Annotated in this window: 11 protein-coding genes; all 11 read right to left on the bottom strand. The window is 74.5% G+C overall.

The genetic code is table 11. From position 1 onward, the window contains the following. From ABZ272_RS02405 to ABZ272_RS02455, 11 genes are read right to left on the bottom strand one after another with little or no spacing between them, the layout of a single operon-like run. Nucleotides 1-1,197 carry a 2-oxo acid dehydrogenase subunit E2 gene (locus ABZ272_RS02405; protein WP_355048089.1) on the bottom strand — a complete coding sequence of 399 codons (1,197 nt, stop codon included), beginning with the start codon at nucleotides 1,195-1,197 and terminating at the stop codon, nucleotides 1-3. Then, nucleotides 1,190-2,203, bottom strand: coding sequence for a transketolase C-terminal domain-containing protein (locus tag ABZ272_RS02410; protein ID WP_355048090.1), 1,014 nt, complete (start codon nucleotides 2,201-2,203; stop codon nucleotides 1,190-1,192). The genes ABZ272_RS02405 and ABZ272_RS02410 overlap by 8 nt, the downstream gene beginning before the upstream one ends. Continuing rightward, complete coding sequence (locus ABZ272_RS02415; protein WP_355048091.1) at nucleotides 2,196-3,134, bottom strand: thiamine pyrophosphate-dependent dehydrogenase E1 component subunit alpha; 939 nt, start codon at nucleotides 3,132-3,134, stop codon at nucleotides 2,196-2,198. Before ABZ272_RS02415 ends, ABZ272_RS02410 begins: the two co-directional genes overlap by 8 nt. Continuing rightward, nucleotides 3,131-3,379, bottom strand: a complete 249-nt coding sequence (locus tag ABZ272_RS02420; protein ID WP_355048092.1) for an acyl carrier protein — start codon at nucleotides 3,377-3,379, stop codon at nucleotides 3,131-3,133. The genes ABZ272_RS02415 and ABZ272_RS02420 overlap by 4 nt, the downstream gene beginning before the upstream one ends. Then, entirely contained in the window at nucleotides 3,372-5,255 is a 1,884-nt protein-coding gene (locus tag ABZ272_RS02425) for an HAD-IIIC family phosphatase (protein ID WP_355048093.1), read from the bottom strand. The genes ABZ272_RS02420 and ABZ272_RS02425 overlap by 8 nt, the downstream gene beginning before the upstream one ends. A 38-nt stretch (nucleotides 5,256-5,293) precedes the next feature. Beyond that, complete coding sequence (locus ABZ272_RS02430; RefSeq protein ID WP_355048094.1) at nucleotides 5,294-6,322, bottom strand: 3-oxoacyl-[acyl-carrier-protein] synthase III C-terminal domain-containing protein; 1,029 nt, start codon at nucleotides 6,320-6,322, stop codon at nucleotides 5,294-5,296. Further along, nucleotides 6,319-8,031, bottom strand: coding sequence for a hypothetical protein (locus ABZ272_RS02435; protein ID WP_355048095.1), 1,713 nt, complete (start codon nucleotides 8,029-8,031; stop codon nucleotides 6,319-6,321). The genes ABZ272_RS02430 and ABZ272_RS02435 overlap by 4 nt, the downstream gene beginning before the upstream one ends. Beyond that, nucleotides 8,028-8,258, bottom strand: a complete 231-nt coding sequence (locus ABZ272_RS02440) for an acyl carrier protein (protein WP_355048096.1) — start codon at nucleotides 8,256-8,258, stop codon at nucleotides 8,028-8,030. Before ABZ272_RS02440 ends, ABZ272_RS02435 begins: the two co-directional genes overlap by 4 nt. Beyond that, entirely contained in the window at nucleotides 8,255-9,643 is a 1,389-nt protein-coding gene (locus tag ABZ272_RS02445; RefSeq protein ID WP_355048097.1) for an MFS transporter, read from the bottom strand. The genes ABZ272_RS02440 and ABZ272_RS02445 overlap by 4 nt, the downstream gene beginning before the upstream one ends. A gap of 11 nt (nucleotides 9,644-9,654) precedes the next feature. Continuing rightward, entirely contained in the window at nucleotides 9,655-16,272 is a 6,618-nt protein-coding gene (locus ABZ272_RS02450; RefSeq protein ID WP_355048098.1) for a condensation domain-containing protein, read from the bottom strand. Further along, a complete protein-coding gene (locus ABZ272_RS02455; RefSeq protein ID WP_355048099.1) occupies nucleotides 16,269-17,072 on the bottom strand; it encodes an alpha/beta fold hydrolase in 804 nt (267 codons plus the stop codon). The genes ABZ272_RS02450 and ABZ272_RS02455 overlap by 4 nt, the downstream gene beginning before the upstream one ends. Nucleotides 17,073-17,121: the final 49 nt, after the last annotated feature.

Consider the following 17,121-nt stretch of genomic DNA (forward strand, 5'->3'; position numbering starts at 1 on the left):
TCACTCCTCGGCGAGGTCGTCGGGGGACTCCAGCGTCGCCTTCACCGCCTGGAGGAAGGCGACCGCCTCCCGTCCGTTGACGACCCGATGGTCGTAGACGGCGCTCAGGTTGACGAACCGGCGCGTCACGACCTGACCGTCCGCGTCCAGCGCCAACTCGTCCTGGGTGCCGCCGATCGCCACCACGCAGGTCTGACCGGGAAAGACGATCGGCCCGGCGAGCACCACGTCGGGATCGGTGTGCAGGGACACGACGATGGTCCCGCCGGCCAGCTCGCCGGCCCGGAAGCCCTCGCCGCCGGCCCGGCTGCGGAAGTCCATCAGCGTCTCGGCGATCTCCGCGCAGGTCAGCTCCTCGACGTCCCGGACCACCGGGATGAACAGGCCCGTGCCGACGTCGATGGTGACGCCGACGTGTGCCGCCTCGGCCAGCCGTACGCTGCTGCCGTCGCCGGGGGAGGCGAAGAGCAACGGGTGGTCCTCGCGCAGCCCGCCGATCACCTTGACCAGCAGTTCCGGCAGGCCGACCAGGGTGCGGGTGGCGCGGGTGAGCTGCCGGGCGACCGCGAGGGCGGCGTCGGCGCGTACCTTGATCACCGCGAGCGCCGCCGGCACCTCGCGGTGCGACTCGGTGACCACGGCGGCCACCGCGCGCTGGGCGCGGGAGAGCGTGTGCACCGGGCGCGGGTCGTCCGGCTCCGGGCCGTCGCCGGCCGCCAGCGCGGCGGCCGCGGCCACCACCACCGGCTCGGTCGCGGCCGTGGGCGCCGCCGACCGGTCGGCCAGTAGGCGTTCCACGTCGGTACGACGCACGACCGCCTTGCCGATCTCGCGCAGCTCGTGGTCGCCGAGGCCGTGCGCGGTGGCGAGTTCCCGGGCCGAGTCGGTGAGTACGGGCCCACCCGGTCGAGCCTCGGGCGTCGGGGCGGCCGGGGTGACCGCGAGGAACCGCTGCCGCGCGTCCTCGTCGTCGAAGACGTGCCCGATGACGTCGCCCGGGGCGCACTCCTGGTTGACCTCGACGAGCCGGTGCAGTACGCCGTCGCCGTCGCTGAGCAGTTCCTCGGCCGCCTTGGACGTCTCCACCTCCGCGATCGGCTCGCCGGCGCGGATCCGCTCGCCGTCCTCGGCCAGCCAGTCGAGCAGGACGTACGTCGTGTCGTTGTTGTTGAGCTTGGGGACGACCAGGTCAGTCACCACTGACGACCTCCTTCACGGCCTGGTGGATGTCGGCGTCCTGCACCAGCACGGTGCGTTCGAGGTGCGCGGCGGTCGGGATGACGCTGTCCGCGGAGTGCACGAGGCGTACGGGCGCGCGCAGCGATCCCCAGAGCCGCCGGTGCACGACCTGCGCCAGCTCCGCGCCCCAGGTGCCGCCGGCGGTGCTCTCCTCGGCCACCACGACCCGTCCGGCCCGCGCGATCGGCGGCAGCAGGGCGTCGGTGTCCAGCGGCCAGAGCCGCGAGGGCACCAGCACCTGGCAGACGACGTCGTCGCGTAGCAGCAGCTCCCGGGCCACCGACACGGCCCGGGCGGCCAACCCGCCGGGTACGACGAGCACGCAGTCGGCCTGCTCCTCCTCGTCCACCCGGACCCGGGCGACGTCGGCGTCGGGGCCGATCAGGTCGTAGCGGAACAGTTCGTCCACCACACCGTCGGCGTACATGCGGGTGGTGTAGAGGACCTTGTCCTCGAAGAGCAGTCCCGGTCCGCCGGTGGCGAGCATTCCGGCGAGGACCGTCCGGTTGTCGTGGAACGGCGACACCTCGTGCACGCTCAGGCCGGGGATGCCGATGAAGTGCTTCAGCGGGCTCTGGCTGTGCGTCGGGCCGTACCCGCGGTTGCCACCGCTGGGGCAGCGCACCACGAGCCGCATCGGCACCCGCCGGCCGTACATGGCGGTGGACTTGCTGGCGAAGTTGAGGATCTGGTCGAACGCCAGCGCCACGAAGTCACTGAACATGATCTCGACGATCGCGCTCTGCCCGGCCAGGGCCAGCCCACCGGCCACGCCGACGATCCCGCCCTCGCTCAGCGGGGTGGACAGCACCCGATCCGGCCAGCGCGCCGACAGTCCCCGGGTCACCTTGAACGCTCCGCCGTACGGGTCGACGAGGTCCTCGCCGAGCACGCTCAGGGTGGGGTCGTCGGCCAGCAGCGCGTGCAGGGCCTGGTTGAGGTTCTCCACCACCCGCTCAGCCACGGTTCTCCTCCGTCCAGCGGCTCGCCGGGCGGCCGGCGACGTCGGCGACGACCTGGGCCACGTACGTCCGTTGGCGTTCGTCGCGCGCGTCGAACTGCTCCGGGTACGCCCGCGCGTAGCGGGCGTACCAGTCGTGCGCCCGCGCGTGCGCGATCTCCTCGGGGCGACGGCTGTCGTCGCCCTTGCTGTGCGGCCCGACCCGGTGGGTGAGCAGCTCCACCACGTACGGCGTGGACCGCTCGCGGACCCGGCGCAGCACCGGTGTCAGCGCGGCGCGGACGACCTCGGTGTCGGTGGAGGTGATCCGGAGGTGGTCCACCCCGAAGGCCCGCGCCCGGCCGCCGATGCTGCCGGCGAGCTGCGCGGTGGTCGGCGTGGACTGGGCGATGCCGTTGTTCTCCACCACCAGCACCAGCGGCAGGCCCCACAGCGCGGCCATGTTCAGCGCCTCGTAGACGGCGCCCTCGCCCCACGTGCCGTCGCCCAGGTAGACCAGCGCCAACCGGCCGGGTTCGGTGCGCTTGAGGTGCAGCGCGACCCCGGCGGCCACCGGCGCGCTCTCGCCCTGCACCCCGGTCGACAGGTAGCGGTCGCGCAGGATGTGCTGGCTGCCGCCGACGCCGTGGCACACCGCGCCCTCGCGGCCCATGACCTCGGCGAGCAGGCCGTGCGGGTCGTCGAACCGGGCCAGGTAGTGGCCGTGGCCCCGGTGGTTGCTGAAGACGAAGTCGCCGTCGTCCAGCAGTGGGCGCAGCGCCACCGGCACGTACTCCTGGCCCAGGCAGGTGTGCGTGGTGCCGTGCAGCTCGCCCCGCCCGAACATGTCCAGCAGCGCCAGCTCGAAGTGCCGGATCAGCAGCAGCAGGTCCAGGTCGGCGTCGGTGAGCCGGGTCGGCGCGGTGGGCGCCGCCTCGGTGCGGGTGGCGGTCACCGGACGACCCCGTCCCGCTCGGCGGCGACCAGGTCGACCAGCTCGCCGACGGCGGTCACCGCCAGGTACGCCCGCAGGTCCAGCCGTACGCCGAGGTCGTCCTCCAGCGCGGAGAGCAGCCGCAGCGCCTCCAGGCTGGTCCAGTGGGCCAGCGACGCGAACCGGACGTCGGGCGACAGCTCGTCGGCCGGTACGTCCGCGACCTGCTCGATGAGGCCCGCGACGGTGGTGAACAGGTCAGGCACGGATGTCTCCCTCCTCCAGGGCGATCCACGCCGGCAGCAGCCGGGGCGGGGGGTGCAGTGGCAGCACGTGTCGGGTGGTGCCGTCCTCGACGGAGGCCACGGTGAAGCCGGCGGACGGCCAGACGGCCCCGCCGGGCTTGTTGCGGGCGGTGGGCCGGAACAGCGCCTCCAGTCGGGTCGCGCCGGCCGAGCGGGCCAGCTCGGTCACCCGGTGCAGGGCCGCCTGTTCGACGCCCCGGGAGAACACCCGGCAGCTCAGCACGAAGTTCTCGATCACCCAGGCGTCCGGATCGGTCCGGTCGAGCCACAGGCCGCCGACCAGCCCCTCCGCGCCGAACCGGTCGGCCACCTCGACGGTGAGCACCAGGTGGTCGGGGGAGTCGGCGCGGGCCTGGGTCTGCGCCTCGGTGTGCGCCCGCTCGGCCATCGTGAACTGGTTGGTACGCAGTCCGAGTTGCGCGACCCGGGGCAGGCTGTGCGCGTCGACGTCCCGGACGGTGACCCGCAACTTCAGCTCATGGAGGTAGTCGGCCGCCGAGTCGAACGTGGCGGCGAAGCGTTCCCGTCCGGCCCGGGCCCGGTACAGCTCGGTGCGTTCCCGGTCGGTGACGCCCGTGGCCAGGACGGTGAAGTGCCCCTCGGTCAGCAGCCGCGTGGAGAAACCGGCCGGATCGCCGGCCAGCTCCACCACTCGTACGCTCGGCAGCTCGTGGCGTACCAGCTCGCACTCGAACGGGCTGTCGTCGGCGAACACGACGGCGTCCAGGCCCAGGTTGAGGCCGGTGGCGAGCTGGCGCAGGTTCTCGTCCTTGCGCCCCCAGTTGACCGCCTGCGCGACGAAGTCGTCGGCGCGCAGCAGCAGGTCCGGATGCTGCGCGAACGCCTCGGTCACCAGGTCCGGGTCGTTCTTGCTGCACACCGCGAGCAGGACGCCCTGCCGGCGAAGCGCCAGGGCGCGACGTTGCACGTCCCGGTGGCAGTTGCCCGGGTAGTCGGCCCCGAGCCGGATGCCGGTGAGCCCGTCGTCGCCGAGCACGCCCGCCCAGAGCGTGTTGTCCAGGTCCAGCGCGAGCACCTTGGCCGTCCGACCGAGGACCGCCCGGCAGAACGTGGCCGCCTCGTGGGCGTACCGGCGCTCCACCGACGGCGTCCACGCCATGCTGGCGAACCGGTACAGGCGCTCGTCGCGCACCGGGCCGTCGTGGTCCACCAGCAGCGCTTCCAGGTCCAGGGTGTACGTCGTGTCCCGTCCGCCCAGCTCCAGGAGCTGGGCGTTCAGCTCCCGCCAGACGCGGCCCAGCTCGGCCCGTCCCCGGAAGCTGACCAGGCTGCGGTGCTCCAACGGCGACAGCGGCACGGTGTGCAGCAGCACCGCGCCGTCGGTGCGGGCGGCGTACCCGCGCAGCGCGGCGGTGAGCACGCCGGCCCGCTCGCGCAGCACGTCCGCGAGGCCGGCCAGGTCGCCGGGGTCCCACTCGGCGGGCAGGAACCAGCCGTCGTGCAGCAGGCAGAGCGTGACGTCCGGCCGGAACTCGGCGAGCGCCGAGCCGGGGTCGCTGAGGTCGAGCACGAGCTGGTCGAAGCCGGAGACGTGGATCTCGGCGGCGATGCCGATCCGCAGCAGCGCCACCCGCAGCAGCGGTTCCAGCGTGCCGGGCGTGAACGTGCCGGTGGCCGCGACCCGCAGCGGGCGCAGCGGGAAGTCGGTGCTGGCCAGTTTCTCGACGGGTACGCCGGCGAGCAGCCGACCGGCGGACGCGACGGTGGTGACCGCCGCGTCGTCCAGGTGGACCAGGCCGGGCGCCAGCTCCGGGTCGGCGGCCGCGCCTGGTCGGCGCAGCCGGCGGATCCGGTGCAGGACCTCCTCGACTCTCATGTTCGGTGTTCCTTCCCGTGGGTGGGTGCGGCGGTCGGTCAGACCCGCAGCAGGGTGCAGACCCAGTGCATGCCGCTGCCGGTGCTGGTCAGGGCGACCAGATCGCCGGTGGTCACCTCGCCGCTGTCGAGGTGGCGCTCCAGGCTGATGAGCTGGTCGGCGCAGCCGATGTGACCGTGCGCGAGGGCCAGCTCGACGTTCGTGCGTTCCAGGTCCACGCCGAGGTCCTTCGCCAGCTCGGCGAACTGCCGCGCGTTGTCGTGGAAGTGCACGAACCGTCGGACGTCGGCGAGCGTGACGCCGGCCCGGTCGCAGGCCGCCTGCACCACCTGCCGGTTGCGTTCGCGGATGGTCGCGACGAACCGGAACATCCGCCGGACATCCCCGGCGAAGAACTCGTTGAGCCGGTCCGCCGGGTCACCGACGCGGGGAGTGCCGGCGTCCGGGGTGAACGGCTGGGCGGCGCCGCCGACGGGCATCCGCATGAAGCCCGCGTACCGGCCGTCGGTGATGGTCTCGGTGGCCAGCCAGCGACACCGGTCGTGGTCGCGGACCAGCACGGCCGCCGCCGCGCCGTCGGAGAAGACGCTGGTGTTCACCTCCATCCGGTTCCAGTACGGCTCGCACACCCGGTTCGCGCCGATCACCAGCGCCGTGCGGTAGCCGGGGTGGGTGGCGAACCGCCCGGCCACCGTGTCGAACGCGGCCACCCCGCCGCCGCACGCCTGGTTGAGCAGCACCGCCTCGGCCCGGTGCGCGCCGAGGCGGGCCTGGGTGTGCGCGGCGGGGTCCCAGTAGAGGTATTCGGCCAGGTCGGGGATGGCGAGCACCACGAGGTCCACGTCGGCGGCGGACAACCCGGCCCGGTCCAGGGCCGTGCCGCCGGCCACCACCGCCAGGTCGGTCACCCCGACACCGGGACCGGCCCGGTGGAAGGTCCGGTACTCCCAGGACCGAAGACGATCAAGATCCTTGGTGTACGCGGCCGCGGCCGCCGCCACGTCGACCGGCTCGCCGAGGACGTGGGCCAGGGCGGCCACCCCGACGCCGACCGGCGGCGCGCTCATCGCCCCACCGCCGTCGCTGCCGTCGCGGCGTCGGCTGTCCCGGCGTCGGGCGTCGCGGCGTCGGCTGTCGCGGACCCCGTCGTCGAGTCCGCCGAGGCGCGCGCGGCGCGGAGCCGGACCCGGGGATCGGCCGGCGCGAGACCATCCACCTCGGACAGGAAGCGCCGGGCGGTGCCGTTGCGGCCCGTGTCGGTCCACCGGACGACCACCTCGTCCGCGCCGGCCGCGCCGGCCCGCCGGGTCACCTCCCGCAGCACGGCCGCCTCGACGCCCTTGCCGAGCACCGGACAGGAGAGCGAGAAGACGTCGACGGTCCACCGGTCGGCGCCTCGATCCAGCGCGACGAGGCCCGAGGTGCCGTAGTCGCCCAGCCGGTCGCGGACCCGGATGGCCAGGAGGTCGTCGGCCCGCGCGGCCAGCGCGGCGGCCGGTGGGGCCGAGGTCAGCGCGAAGTCGTGCGCCCGGGCCACCACCTCGGCGACCTCGGCGACGCCGTCCGCGACGACGGGCAGATAGTCGACCTGGACGTCCAGGCCGGCCACGAAGTCGTCCAGGGCCAGCGCGGCGTGCGGCGCGGCGGCCGACCGGGCCGGTCCGCCGCTCCACCGCCGCTCCGGCAGCCGGTCGGTCAGCCCGGCCGCCCGCAGCTCGTCCGACCAGGCCGCCGGGTCGGCCCCGAGCGGCACGCGTCGCGGTGGCCCCTCGACCGCCAGCCCTTCGCCGGTCGGCCGTTCGCCGGTCGGCCCTTCGCGCGTCGGCCGTTCGCCGGTCCGCTCTAGCTGGGCCGCGCCGACGCCGGCCAGCACGATCTGGGCTGGGGCGACGTCCAGCTCGGCGGCGATGTCCGCGAGCTGTTCGCCGATCGGCCGGTCGTCGGTGACCCAACCGTCGAGCACGCTCAGCAGGTCGACGGCGTCGCCGTCCGACCAGCACCCGTCGCCGGTGGCCCGCAGCGCCACCCGTACGCCGGCGGCGCGCAGTTCGCGCAGCGCCGGCAGCAGGTGCGCCGCGCCGGTCAGCCCGTCGCCGTCGACGACCAGCGCCCGGCAGCCCGCGCCGAACCAGGACGCCACCAGCGTGGCGGCGGTCGCCCCGAGCCGGGCGAAGACCTCCTCGGTGTACGGCACCTTGGCGAGGCGGAACAGCACCGGGTGGTGCGCCCGGTCGTCGCCGACGGCGCGTACCGCCTCGTCGGCGTCGACGAGCAACACCCACGGGTCGCCGGCCAGCCGGTCGCGCAGGCGTTGCCGTACGACGGTGGCGCTGGCGACCAGCCCGTCGGCGTGCATCGCGTCCGCCGGCCCGGACGGGCGGGCGGTGGGGATCGCCGGCAGCACGTACACCAGCAGGGCGCCGTGCCGACGCGCGGCGGTGACGGCCGCCTCGGCCCCGGCCACCAACTCCGTCGCCCAGGCGTCGCCAGCCGCGCCGGGTTCGCCCGCCTCCTCGAGGCGTTGCGCCACCACCAGCACGTCCGGCCGGACGTCGGCGAGGAAGCCGTCGGTGGCCAGGCACTGCTGCACGACCTGCTGGAACGGGCCGACGGTGAGCGTGGCGGAAAGACCGCGCTCGTGCAGGTCCAGGCCCAGGTACGGCACCAGCGGGTCCGCCGTGTAGCTGGCCAGCAGGGCGACGCGCAGCGCCGGGGCCGGCCGCTGACGGGTGAGCGCCTGCCAGCGGGCGCGTCGGGTGAACAGGACGATGCTCATCGCGTCTCCGTGCCCTTGGCGCGCAGCACGGTCCGCAGCTCGCCGACGCTGCGCACGTCGCGGATCTCGTCGAAGGCGAAGGAGAGCCCGTAGACCTCCTCCAGGGTCACCACCAGTTGCAGGTGGCGCAGGCTGGTCCAGGTGCCGATGGTCTCCGGTCCGGACTCGTCGGTCACCTCGGCCGGGTCGACCTCCAGGACCCCGGCCACCACCTCGGTCAGCGTCACTTCGCCACCACCGCGCGGTCGTCGGTCAGCTCCTCGGTGCCGGTCGGCGAGGGCAGCGGGGCCGGCGGGTCGGTCGGCTCGTCGTAGTCGGGCAGGTCGGTCTCCATCCGGCGGACGCTCGGCGAGGCGAACCCGGCCGCCGCCACGCCGATGCCGAACACACCGACGATCACGAAGATCAGGCCCATCCCGGCGCCGGGTCCGCTGCCGACCAGCCACCCGAAGTACGGCACGCCGGGGCCGCCCTCGCGCATCATCGGCTCGAACCAGCGGTCCGCGGCGATGCCGGCCAGGGCGGTGCCGCCGGGGTACGCCAGGTCCTCGATGAACTGCCGGGCGGCGAAGACCCGGCCCTGGTGGGACGGCTCGACCTTCTCCTGCCACACCGACTGGGCGTACCCGTCGATGAAGGGGATGGACAGGTGCAGGAAGAGCAGGGCGACGGACCAGACGATGATGCTGTCCCCGACGCCGTAGACGATCCGGCCGAGGACGCTGAACACCAGGATGGCGATGAGCATCCGACGGATCTTGTGGCGGGTGTTGGGCAGCAGCCCGAGCAGGAGCGCGCCGACCACCCCGCCCACCGCGCCGATGGTCTGCACCAGGCCGACCGCGTTGGTGCTGCTGTCGGTGCGGGCCAGGATCTGCGGCACCAGCAGGGCGAAGCCGACCGCGGCGAGCACGTTGATGGCGAACATGATCGCCTCCAGCCCGGTGAACGCCCGGCTGGTCAGGATGTAGCGGAAGCCGTAGATCGTGTCGTACCAGAAGCCGCCCTCGTCCGGCTGTGTCGAGCGGGGCCGGGGTGGGAGTTGCACCAGCAGCACCGCGCCGATCGCCACGACGTAGGAGAGCGCGTCGACGAGCAGGATGACCTTGATGTCCATGAGACCCAGCAGGGCGGCCGCGAAGCCGGGGGCGAAGATCACCGGGATGGTCCGGACCGCGAACATCATCGCGTTGGCCCTCGGGTACTGGCCCTTCTCCATCATCACCGTGATGGTCGCCTGGTACGCGGGGAGCTGGAACGCGAGGAACGCGCCGGTCACCAGGTTGACCAGGTAGAGGTGCCACACCTCGACCGAGCCGCTGAGGAACAACAGCAGTACGACGGCGGTGGTGAGCGCCGAGCCGACGTCACTGAGCACGATGGTCAGTCGTCGTCCCCACCGGTCGACGAGCGCGCCGGCGATCGGGCTGAAGATGACTGTCGCGCCGAACGCGAACGCCATCAGCATGGTCAGGTCGAAGGCCCGGCCGGTGGCGTCCCACACCCAGATGCTCAGGGCGAAGTTCGTCATCCGGGTGCCGAGCGCCGACAGCAGCTGGCCGAACCAGATCGTGGTGAACCCGGCGAACCGGGACGGGCGTCGGAACGCCATGGGGTCTCCTCCTACTGCCGTGGCGGTTGCCCGGGGCGTCCGGCCAGGCGCAACAGGCCTCGCCGGATGCCGTCGAGCAGGTTCTCTGCGGTCTCCGGCCGGAAGGCCGGAGTGGCGTAGCTCAGATCGACGCGCAGCTCGGGGCCGGTGAGCGACCCCGTCACGTCGAAGGGGAAGGGCCAGTGCCCGTCGGGGTCCTCGGTCGGTCCGAACGGCGCCGCGCAGACGTCGAGGAGGTGGTTGGCCGGGGCGACGTCGTCGAAGCCGTACCCGCCCATGTAGTTGACCGCCACCGTCGGCGCGGCGGTGGCGGCCAGCCGGGCGCGCACGTCGTCGTCCGGGCAGAGGTGACGCAGCAGCGCGTAGCCGATGCCGTTGTCCGGGACCCGGCCGAGCTGGCGGATCACCGAGCGGACCGAGCGGGTCGCGTCTGCGGTCGTGGGCAGCTCCAGGCGCAGTGGGTAGAGCACCTGGAACCAGCCCGTCGTACGGCTGACGTCGACGTCGTCGAAGAGCGGTTCCCGGCCGTGACCGGTGGTGGCGACGGTGACCGCGCCCCCGGTATGCCCCGCGACGGTGTCCACCACCGCCCAGACGAGCAGGTCCCGCACGCTGGCGCGCAGCCGACGGGCGGCGGCGTGCAGCCCCCGGGTCGCGGCCTCGTCCAGGGTCACGGTGGTCAGGCCCAGGTCACCGAGGCGGATCGGCGTGGCGGACGGCTCGTCGGCCAACCGGGACAGCACCCCCTCGTCGGCCTGCGCCAGCCAGAACGGCACCTGCGCGCGCAGTTCCGGCGAACCCGCGTGCCCGGCCAGTCGCCGCGCCCAGTCCCGGTACGACGTGGTCTTGGCCGGCAGCGTCGGTTCGACACCGCGTTCGAGCTGGTCGCACAGCGTCTCCAGATCGGCCAGGAGGACGCCCCGGGAGACCGCGTCGACGACCAGGTGATGGTTGACGAGCAGCAGCCGGTCGGGCAGCTCCGGGCCGAGCCGGAAGTGCGCCACCCGGGCCAGCGGGCCGGCTTCGAGGTCCAGGCCGGTCTGCGCCTCGACGCAGTGGGCCTCGACCGCCGCCTTCCGCTCGTCGACACCGAGCCCGGTCAGGTCGTAACTGACGAACGGCACGGCGTCGGCCGGGTCGCCGTGGTGCTGATGCCAGCTCCCGTCCGCCTGCCGGGTCAGGCGCAGCCGCAGCGCGTCGTGCTGGGCCACCAGCCGACGTACCGCCTCGCGGACCAGGTCGGTCGGGAGCGGCCGGGCCAGCTCGAGGTAGTAGGGGTGGTTGAACAGGGCGGGCCGACCCATGGTGGGGGCGATGACGTCGGTGAACCAGCGCTGCGCGCCGGTCAGCGGTGCGTCGCCGCGCACCTCGCCCTGCTCGGCGTTCGGCGTCGCCGTGGTCTCCCCGAGGCTGGCGGCCAGCTCGGCCACCGTGGGGTGGCGGACGAGCTGTCGGGGGGTGAGGTGGATGTCGGCGGCCGCGCAGCGGGCCACGAGCTGCATGGCGAGCAGCGAGTCGCCGCCGGAGGCGAAGAAGTCGTCGGTGATGCCGAGCTGGTTGGTCCGCAGCAGCTCCGACCAGATCGCCACGAGCTGGCGTTCCCGGTCGGTGCGCGGCGCGGCGGCGGCCCGGTCGGCCGAGCGCCGGTACCCGTCGGCGACCGCGCCGCGCACCGCCGCCGCGTCACCCAACTCGGTGGCGACCTCGGCCAGCAGGCCGACGGGGATCCGGTCGACGGGCGCGTCGCCGTCCACGGTGGTGTCGGCGTCGAGCGACCAGAGACCCCGCAGCAGCTCCGCCGGCCCGACCCGCTCGTCGACGGGCAGCGCCGGGACGTCGGGCGGGGCGGGTGTGGTGGCCGGATGAAGGAGCAGGGTGGCCGCGTCGGTGGGAGGCGTCGGGGCGTACCCGATGATCCCGGCGGTGACCAGCGCGGACAGCTCCGCGCGCTGCGGCGTCGTGGTGAGCAGCACCTCGCGCCCGGCGCGGGCCTGGGCGGCGAGCAGCCGTGCCAGCTCCGCCTGCCGGTGCGCCGGCCCGGCCGGCACGACCAGCCGGCGCAGCGCCGGGTGCCGGACCGCCCGCCGCACCAGCAGCGTCGCGGTGACCGCCGCCAGCTCCGGCGACCAGGCGTCGCCGGGCGGTTCCGGCACCCGGTAGCGCCGCGCCCAGGCCGCCACGGAGACGACCTCGACGTCCGGCCGGGCCTGGGCCAGCCGCGCGGTCAGCTCCGCGAAGACGGCGGTGTACGGCGACGTCCGGTACGACGGCGACGGCGGGCAGACGGCGATCGTCAGCGCCGCCGCGCTGTGCGCCCGGTGCACGTCCAGCGCCGACAGCAGCTCGGCGAAGAAGTCGCGCAGCCCGACGATGCCCGCCGCGAGCGGACCGGGTGCGAGGCGGTCCTCCCAGCGCAGGACCAGCGCGTTGCGGTCACGCCGGCTGGTCGCCAGGCCGGCGGCCGGGTCGCGCAGCACCCGCAGCAGCGCGCCGGGCGCGAGCTGGTCGAGGGTGTGCGGCAGGTTGAGCAGCCCGGCCCAGAAGCGGACGGTCTCGGCGAGCCGCGGAACCTCGACGGTGCCGCCGATCACCAGCCGGGGCACGGGCGGCGTCGGCCGCCGGGAAACGGGCGCACGGCGACCCGCGCCGATCGGCGCGTCCGGTCGACGCACCCCGTCGTCGAGCACCTTCGCCAGCCCGGTCAACAGCCGGACCATCCGCTCCGGGGTGAACAGGTCGGCCCGGTACGCCAGGTCGGCGTGCAGGTCGTCGCCCTGCCAGGTGACGCTGAGGAAGAGGTCGAAGTCGACACCGACGCTCGGCACCTCGACCGGCGTGGCGGTCAGCCCGGCGAACTCCGGCAGCTCGTCGGCGCCGTCGAGGACGTTGAGCACGCACTGGAACAGCGGGTGGTACGCGGCCTGCCGGGGCAGCCGCAGCGCCTCCACGATGGTCGCGAACGGCAACCCCTGGTGCCGGTACGCCTCCCGGGCCGTGCGATGGGCCCGGGTCACGAGCTGCCGGAACGTGGGCCGTCCCGCCACGTCCATCCGCAACGGCAGCAGGTCCGCGAAGCACCCGATGAGCGGGGCGAGCTCGGCGCGTTCCCGGCCGGCGGTGGGCGTGCCGAGCACCAGGTCCGGCTGCCCGCTCTCGGCGTGCAGCAGGGCGGCGAAGCCGGCCAGCAGGACGGCGAACGGCGTGACGCCCTCCGCCCGGGCCAGCTCCCGCACCGCCGCGCCGAGCCCGGCGCCCAGCCGCTGGGCCTGATACCCGGCGACGTCCGAGCGCTCGTCGGGACGGGGCTGGTCGGTGGGCAGGTCCAGCAGCGGCGGCGCGTCCGCCAGTCGCTTGCGCCAGTACGCCAGGTGCGGCTCGACGGCGGCCGACGCCAGCCAGTCGCGCTGGTGGCGGGCGTAGTCGGTGAACTGCACCGGCAGCGGCGGCAGTGGCCGGTCGACACCGGTGGCGTGGTGGGCGTACCGGGCGGCGAGATCGTCGAGCAGGATGCTCCACGAGGTGTTGTCGCAGACGATGTGGTGCATGCCGAGCAGCAGGTGCCAGCGCTGGTCGGGCAGCCGCAGCAGGCGGGCGCGCACCAGCGGCCCGGCCGCCAGGTCGTACCGGTGCGCGGCCAGCTCGGCGGCCGCCCGGCGCAGCGTACGGGCGTGCTTCGCCGCCGGCAGCGCGGTCAGGTCCAGCGTCTCCAGCCACGGGTCGACGTGCGGGTGCACCACCGGCTCGGGCTCGCCGTCGCGGCCCCGGAAGGTGGTCCGTAGCACCTCGTGCCGGGCCAGCACGTCGTCGAATGCCCGGCGCAGCGAGGTCTTGTCGAGGTCGCCGCGCAGCTCGACGGCGGCCGTGGTGTTGTGCCGGACCACGTCGTCGTCGAGCTGGTCGAGCGCCCAGAGCCGTTCCTGCGCCGAGGACGCCACCGCCGGTGTACCCGTCGGGGCGGGGGTGAGCGGGGCGAGCGCGGTGGCGTCCTCAACGGCGTCCAGCACGGCGGCGAGCCCGGCCACGGTCGGGTTGGTGAACAGGGTGTAGAGCGACACCTCCCGGCCGAACTCGGCCTGCACCTGCGACAGCAGGCCGGTGGCGAGCAGCGAGTGTCCACCGAGGCCGAAGAAGTCGCTCGTCACGCCGACCTGTTCGACGCCGAGCGCGGCGGCCCAGAGGCCGGCGAGCCGCTCCTCGGTGGGGGTGCGCGGCGCGACGACCTCCTCGTCTCCGGCGGTCCGGACGGGGGCCGGCCGGCTACGCTCGGCGACCGCCGCGGCGGTGTTCAGCTCCTCGACGACGTACCCGGCCCGCTCCGACCCGATCGTCGTGCACAGCTCATTCGGGCCGGCGCCCGTCAGCGGCGGGTCCAGCGCCCAGACGTGGGCGAGCTGCCGGCGCAGGTCCGCTACGCCGGTGGGCACGGCCAACGCCAGCACGCCCGGGTACGCGCCGCGCCACCCCGCCACGGCCTGCGGATCGGTGTCGAGGACCATCGTGGTGGCCGGGTCGGCGGCGGCGAGAGCATCCGCCGTGTACGCCCGCACCTCGTGACCGGGCAGCGCGTCGGCGAGCCGGTCGACCGGCAACCGCTCGCCATCGACGAGCACGAGGCGGCGTGGCTGACCGGCGAGCCGCCGCAGCTCGCGCAGCGCGATCGTGCCCAACGCCGCGAAGTACTCCCCGGTGTACGGCACGTGGCCCAACTCGTCCGCGCGCTCGTCGTCCACCTCGGCGACCGGGTAGGCGTCGGCGTGGTCGGCGGCCCAGACCGTGTGGACCCCCGGGGTACGTGCCGCCACCGCCGCCAGCCGGTCGTCGAGCCGGCCGTACTCCTGGTCGGCGGCGCGCGGCGAGGCGGGGCAGACCACCAGCAGCAGCGGCGCGTCGGTTCGCCGCCGGTACGCCGCCACCGCCGCGTCGAGGTCGTCCATCGCCGCGTCGAGGGCCCCGGCGGTGTTCTCCTGCCGGCGCAGCCAGTCCTCGAAGCGCAGCAGGCACACCGTGGCGTCGACCGTTGGCCCGGCCAGCAGGTGGGCCACCAGCTGGCCGTACCCGACCAGCTCCACCGACGCGGGTACGCGCAGGAAGCGCAGCCAGAACTCCACCGGGTCGCGCAGCGGGTCCACGGTGAAGGTGGCCGCCAGGGCGATCCGGTGCCGGCGCAGCCCGGGCACCTCCGACAGTGGACGGTCCGGGTCGTCCACCATGGCGCGCAGCAGCTCCGGCAGCCGGCCCACGGTCGCGGCGATCGTCTCGTCGAGGTACAGGTCGGCGTTGAAGTCGACCGCGCCGTCGATCCGGTCACCCTCGACGGTCAGGCTGACGAACAGATCGAAGTCGGTGAGCCCGCTCTCCGCCGGCACCGGGCGGAACGTCGCACCGGCGGCCTGCCGCTGCCGTACGCCGCCGTCGGTCATGGTCGCCAACACCTGGAAGAGGGGATTCACGCTGGGGTCGCGGACCGGACGGACCTCCTCCACCACCCGCGCGTACGGGGCCTCCTGGTGGGCGTACGCCTCGCTGACCGTCCGGTGCACCCGCCGGACGAGGTCGCGGACGCTCGGGTCACCGGTGCTGTCCACGCGCAGCACCAGCATGGTGGCGAAGCAGCCGATCAGCGGCTCCAGGTCGGTGCTCGCCCGGCCCGCGGCGGGCATCCCGAGCAGCAGGTCGTCCTGGCCGGTGGCCTGGCGCAGCAGGGCGGTCAGCCCGGCGAGGACCACCGCGTTGACGGTGGCTCCGGCACGGCGGGCCAACCCGCCGAGGGCGTCGGTCAGCTCGGCCTCGACGGTGAACGGCAGGCTCCGGCCCCGGTGGGTCTGCACCGGCGGCCGGGGCCGGTCCGGCGGCAGCGTGGACCGGGCCGGCGCCGAGGCGAGTCGTTCCCGCCAGTGCGCCAGGTGACCCGCCAGCTCCCGTTCGGCCTCCGGCCCGCGGCGGGCGGCGACGTGCGCGACGAACCGGGTGCGCAGCGCGGGCAGGCCGGCCGGGGCGTCCCCGGCGAACTCGCCGTACCAGCGCACCAGCTCCTCGACGAACACACCGGCCGACCAGGCGTCGAAGACGATGTGGTGCGCGGTCACCAGCAACAGGTGCTCGTCGTCGGCGAGGGCGACCAGCCGGGCCGCGAGCAGCGGTCCGCTGGTCAGGTCGAAGCGGACCGCCGCGTGCGCCGCGATCTCCCGTTTGGCCGTTGCCTCCCGCTCCGACGCGGGGAGCCCGGTCAGGTCGAGCAGCGGCAGCGGCACGTCCAGGGCGTCCGACACCCGTTGGGTGACGACGCCGTCGACGGTCGCGAAGACGACCCGCAGCGCGTCGTGCCGGGCCACCACCGCGTTGACCGCCCGGTGCAGCGCCGCGACGTCGAGCGGACCGGTGATCCGCTCGGCGAAGGGCACGTTGTAGACGGGCGTGCCGGGCTCCAGCCGGTCGAGGAACCAGAGCTGCTCCTGGGTGAAGGAGAGCGGGAAGGCCGCCGTCGCGGGCGTGGGTGTCGGATCGGCGCGGCCGGCGCGGCTCTGGCCGGCTTGGCTCTGGCCGGCGCGGCTCTGGCGCAGCCGCAGGGCCAGCAGCTCCCGCTGCTCGGGGGTGAGGTCGGCGAGGTCGGGGTGCAGGTCCTGGGTCATCGGGTGGCCCCTTCGACGTACGCGCGGTCGGCGGCCGGCCCGCCGTCGAGCAGGCGGGACAGCGGGGGAGGCGTGTCGTGCAGGTAGAGGTGGCCCCCGGGGACGACGGTCAGCGAGAAACCGGCCGCGGTGCAGGCCGCCCAGCCGGCCACGTCGTCCGGGCTGACCAGGGGATCGTCGGCGGCGGCCACCGCGTCCACGGGCAGCGGCAGCGGCGGCACGGTCGTCGGCCGGTAGGACGCGACCACGCTCAGGTCGGCTCGCACGGTGGGCAGGATCAGCTCCAGCAGGCCGGAATCGGCGAGCACCTCGTCGGGTATCCCGCCGAGGTCGTGCAGCCAGCGGGTCAGCGCCGCGTCGTTGAGGCGGTGCGCCGTGCCGAGTGGCGCTGCGTCGCCCGGCGGACGGGCCGCCGAAACCACCAGCCGTTGCGGTGCCGGGCCGCCCCGGGCGACCAGGCGGGCGGCTATCTCGTACCCGATCAGGCCGCCCATGCTGTGCCCGAAGATCGCGAACGGCGTCGGCACCCGCGCGGCGATCGCGTCGACAAGCGGCGGTACGAGGTCGTCCATCGTGCTCAGCGGCGGTTCGGCCAGCCGACGCTCACGGCCGGGCAACTGCGCGGCCCACACCTCCACGTCGTCGCCCAGCAGAGCGGCCCACGGCCGGTACGCGCCGCCGCCGGCACCGGCGTACGGCAGGCACACGAGCCGCAGCCGGGCCGCTGGACGAGGCGCGACGCAGGTCAGCCAGGCGGTGACGTCGATGGTCGTCGGCGGGGATACGGGTGGTGTCGCCATGCCCGCACACGCTAGGAACGGGCCGTGAGAGCGGTCTTAGCGTCGGCTG

The sequence above is a fragment of the Micromonospora sp. NPDC005979 genome (genome assembly GCF_040614415.1).
In the GTDB taxonomy this organism is placed as follows: domain Bacteria; phylum Actinomycetota; class Actinomycetes; order Mycobacteriales; family Micromonosporaceae; genus Micromonospora.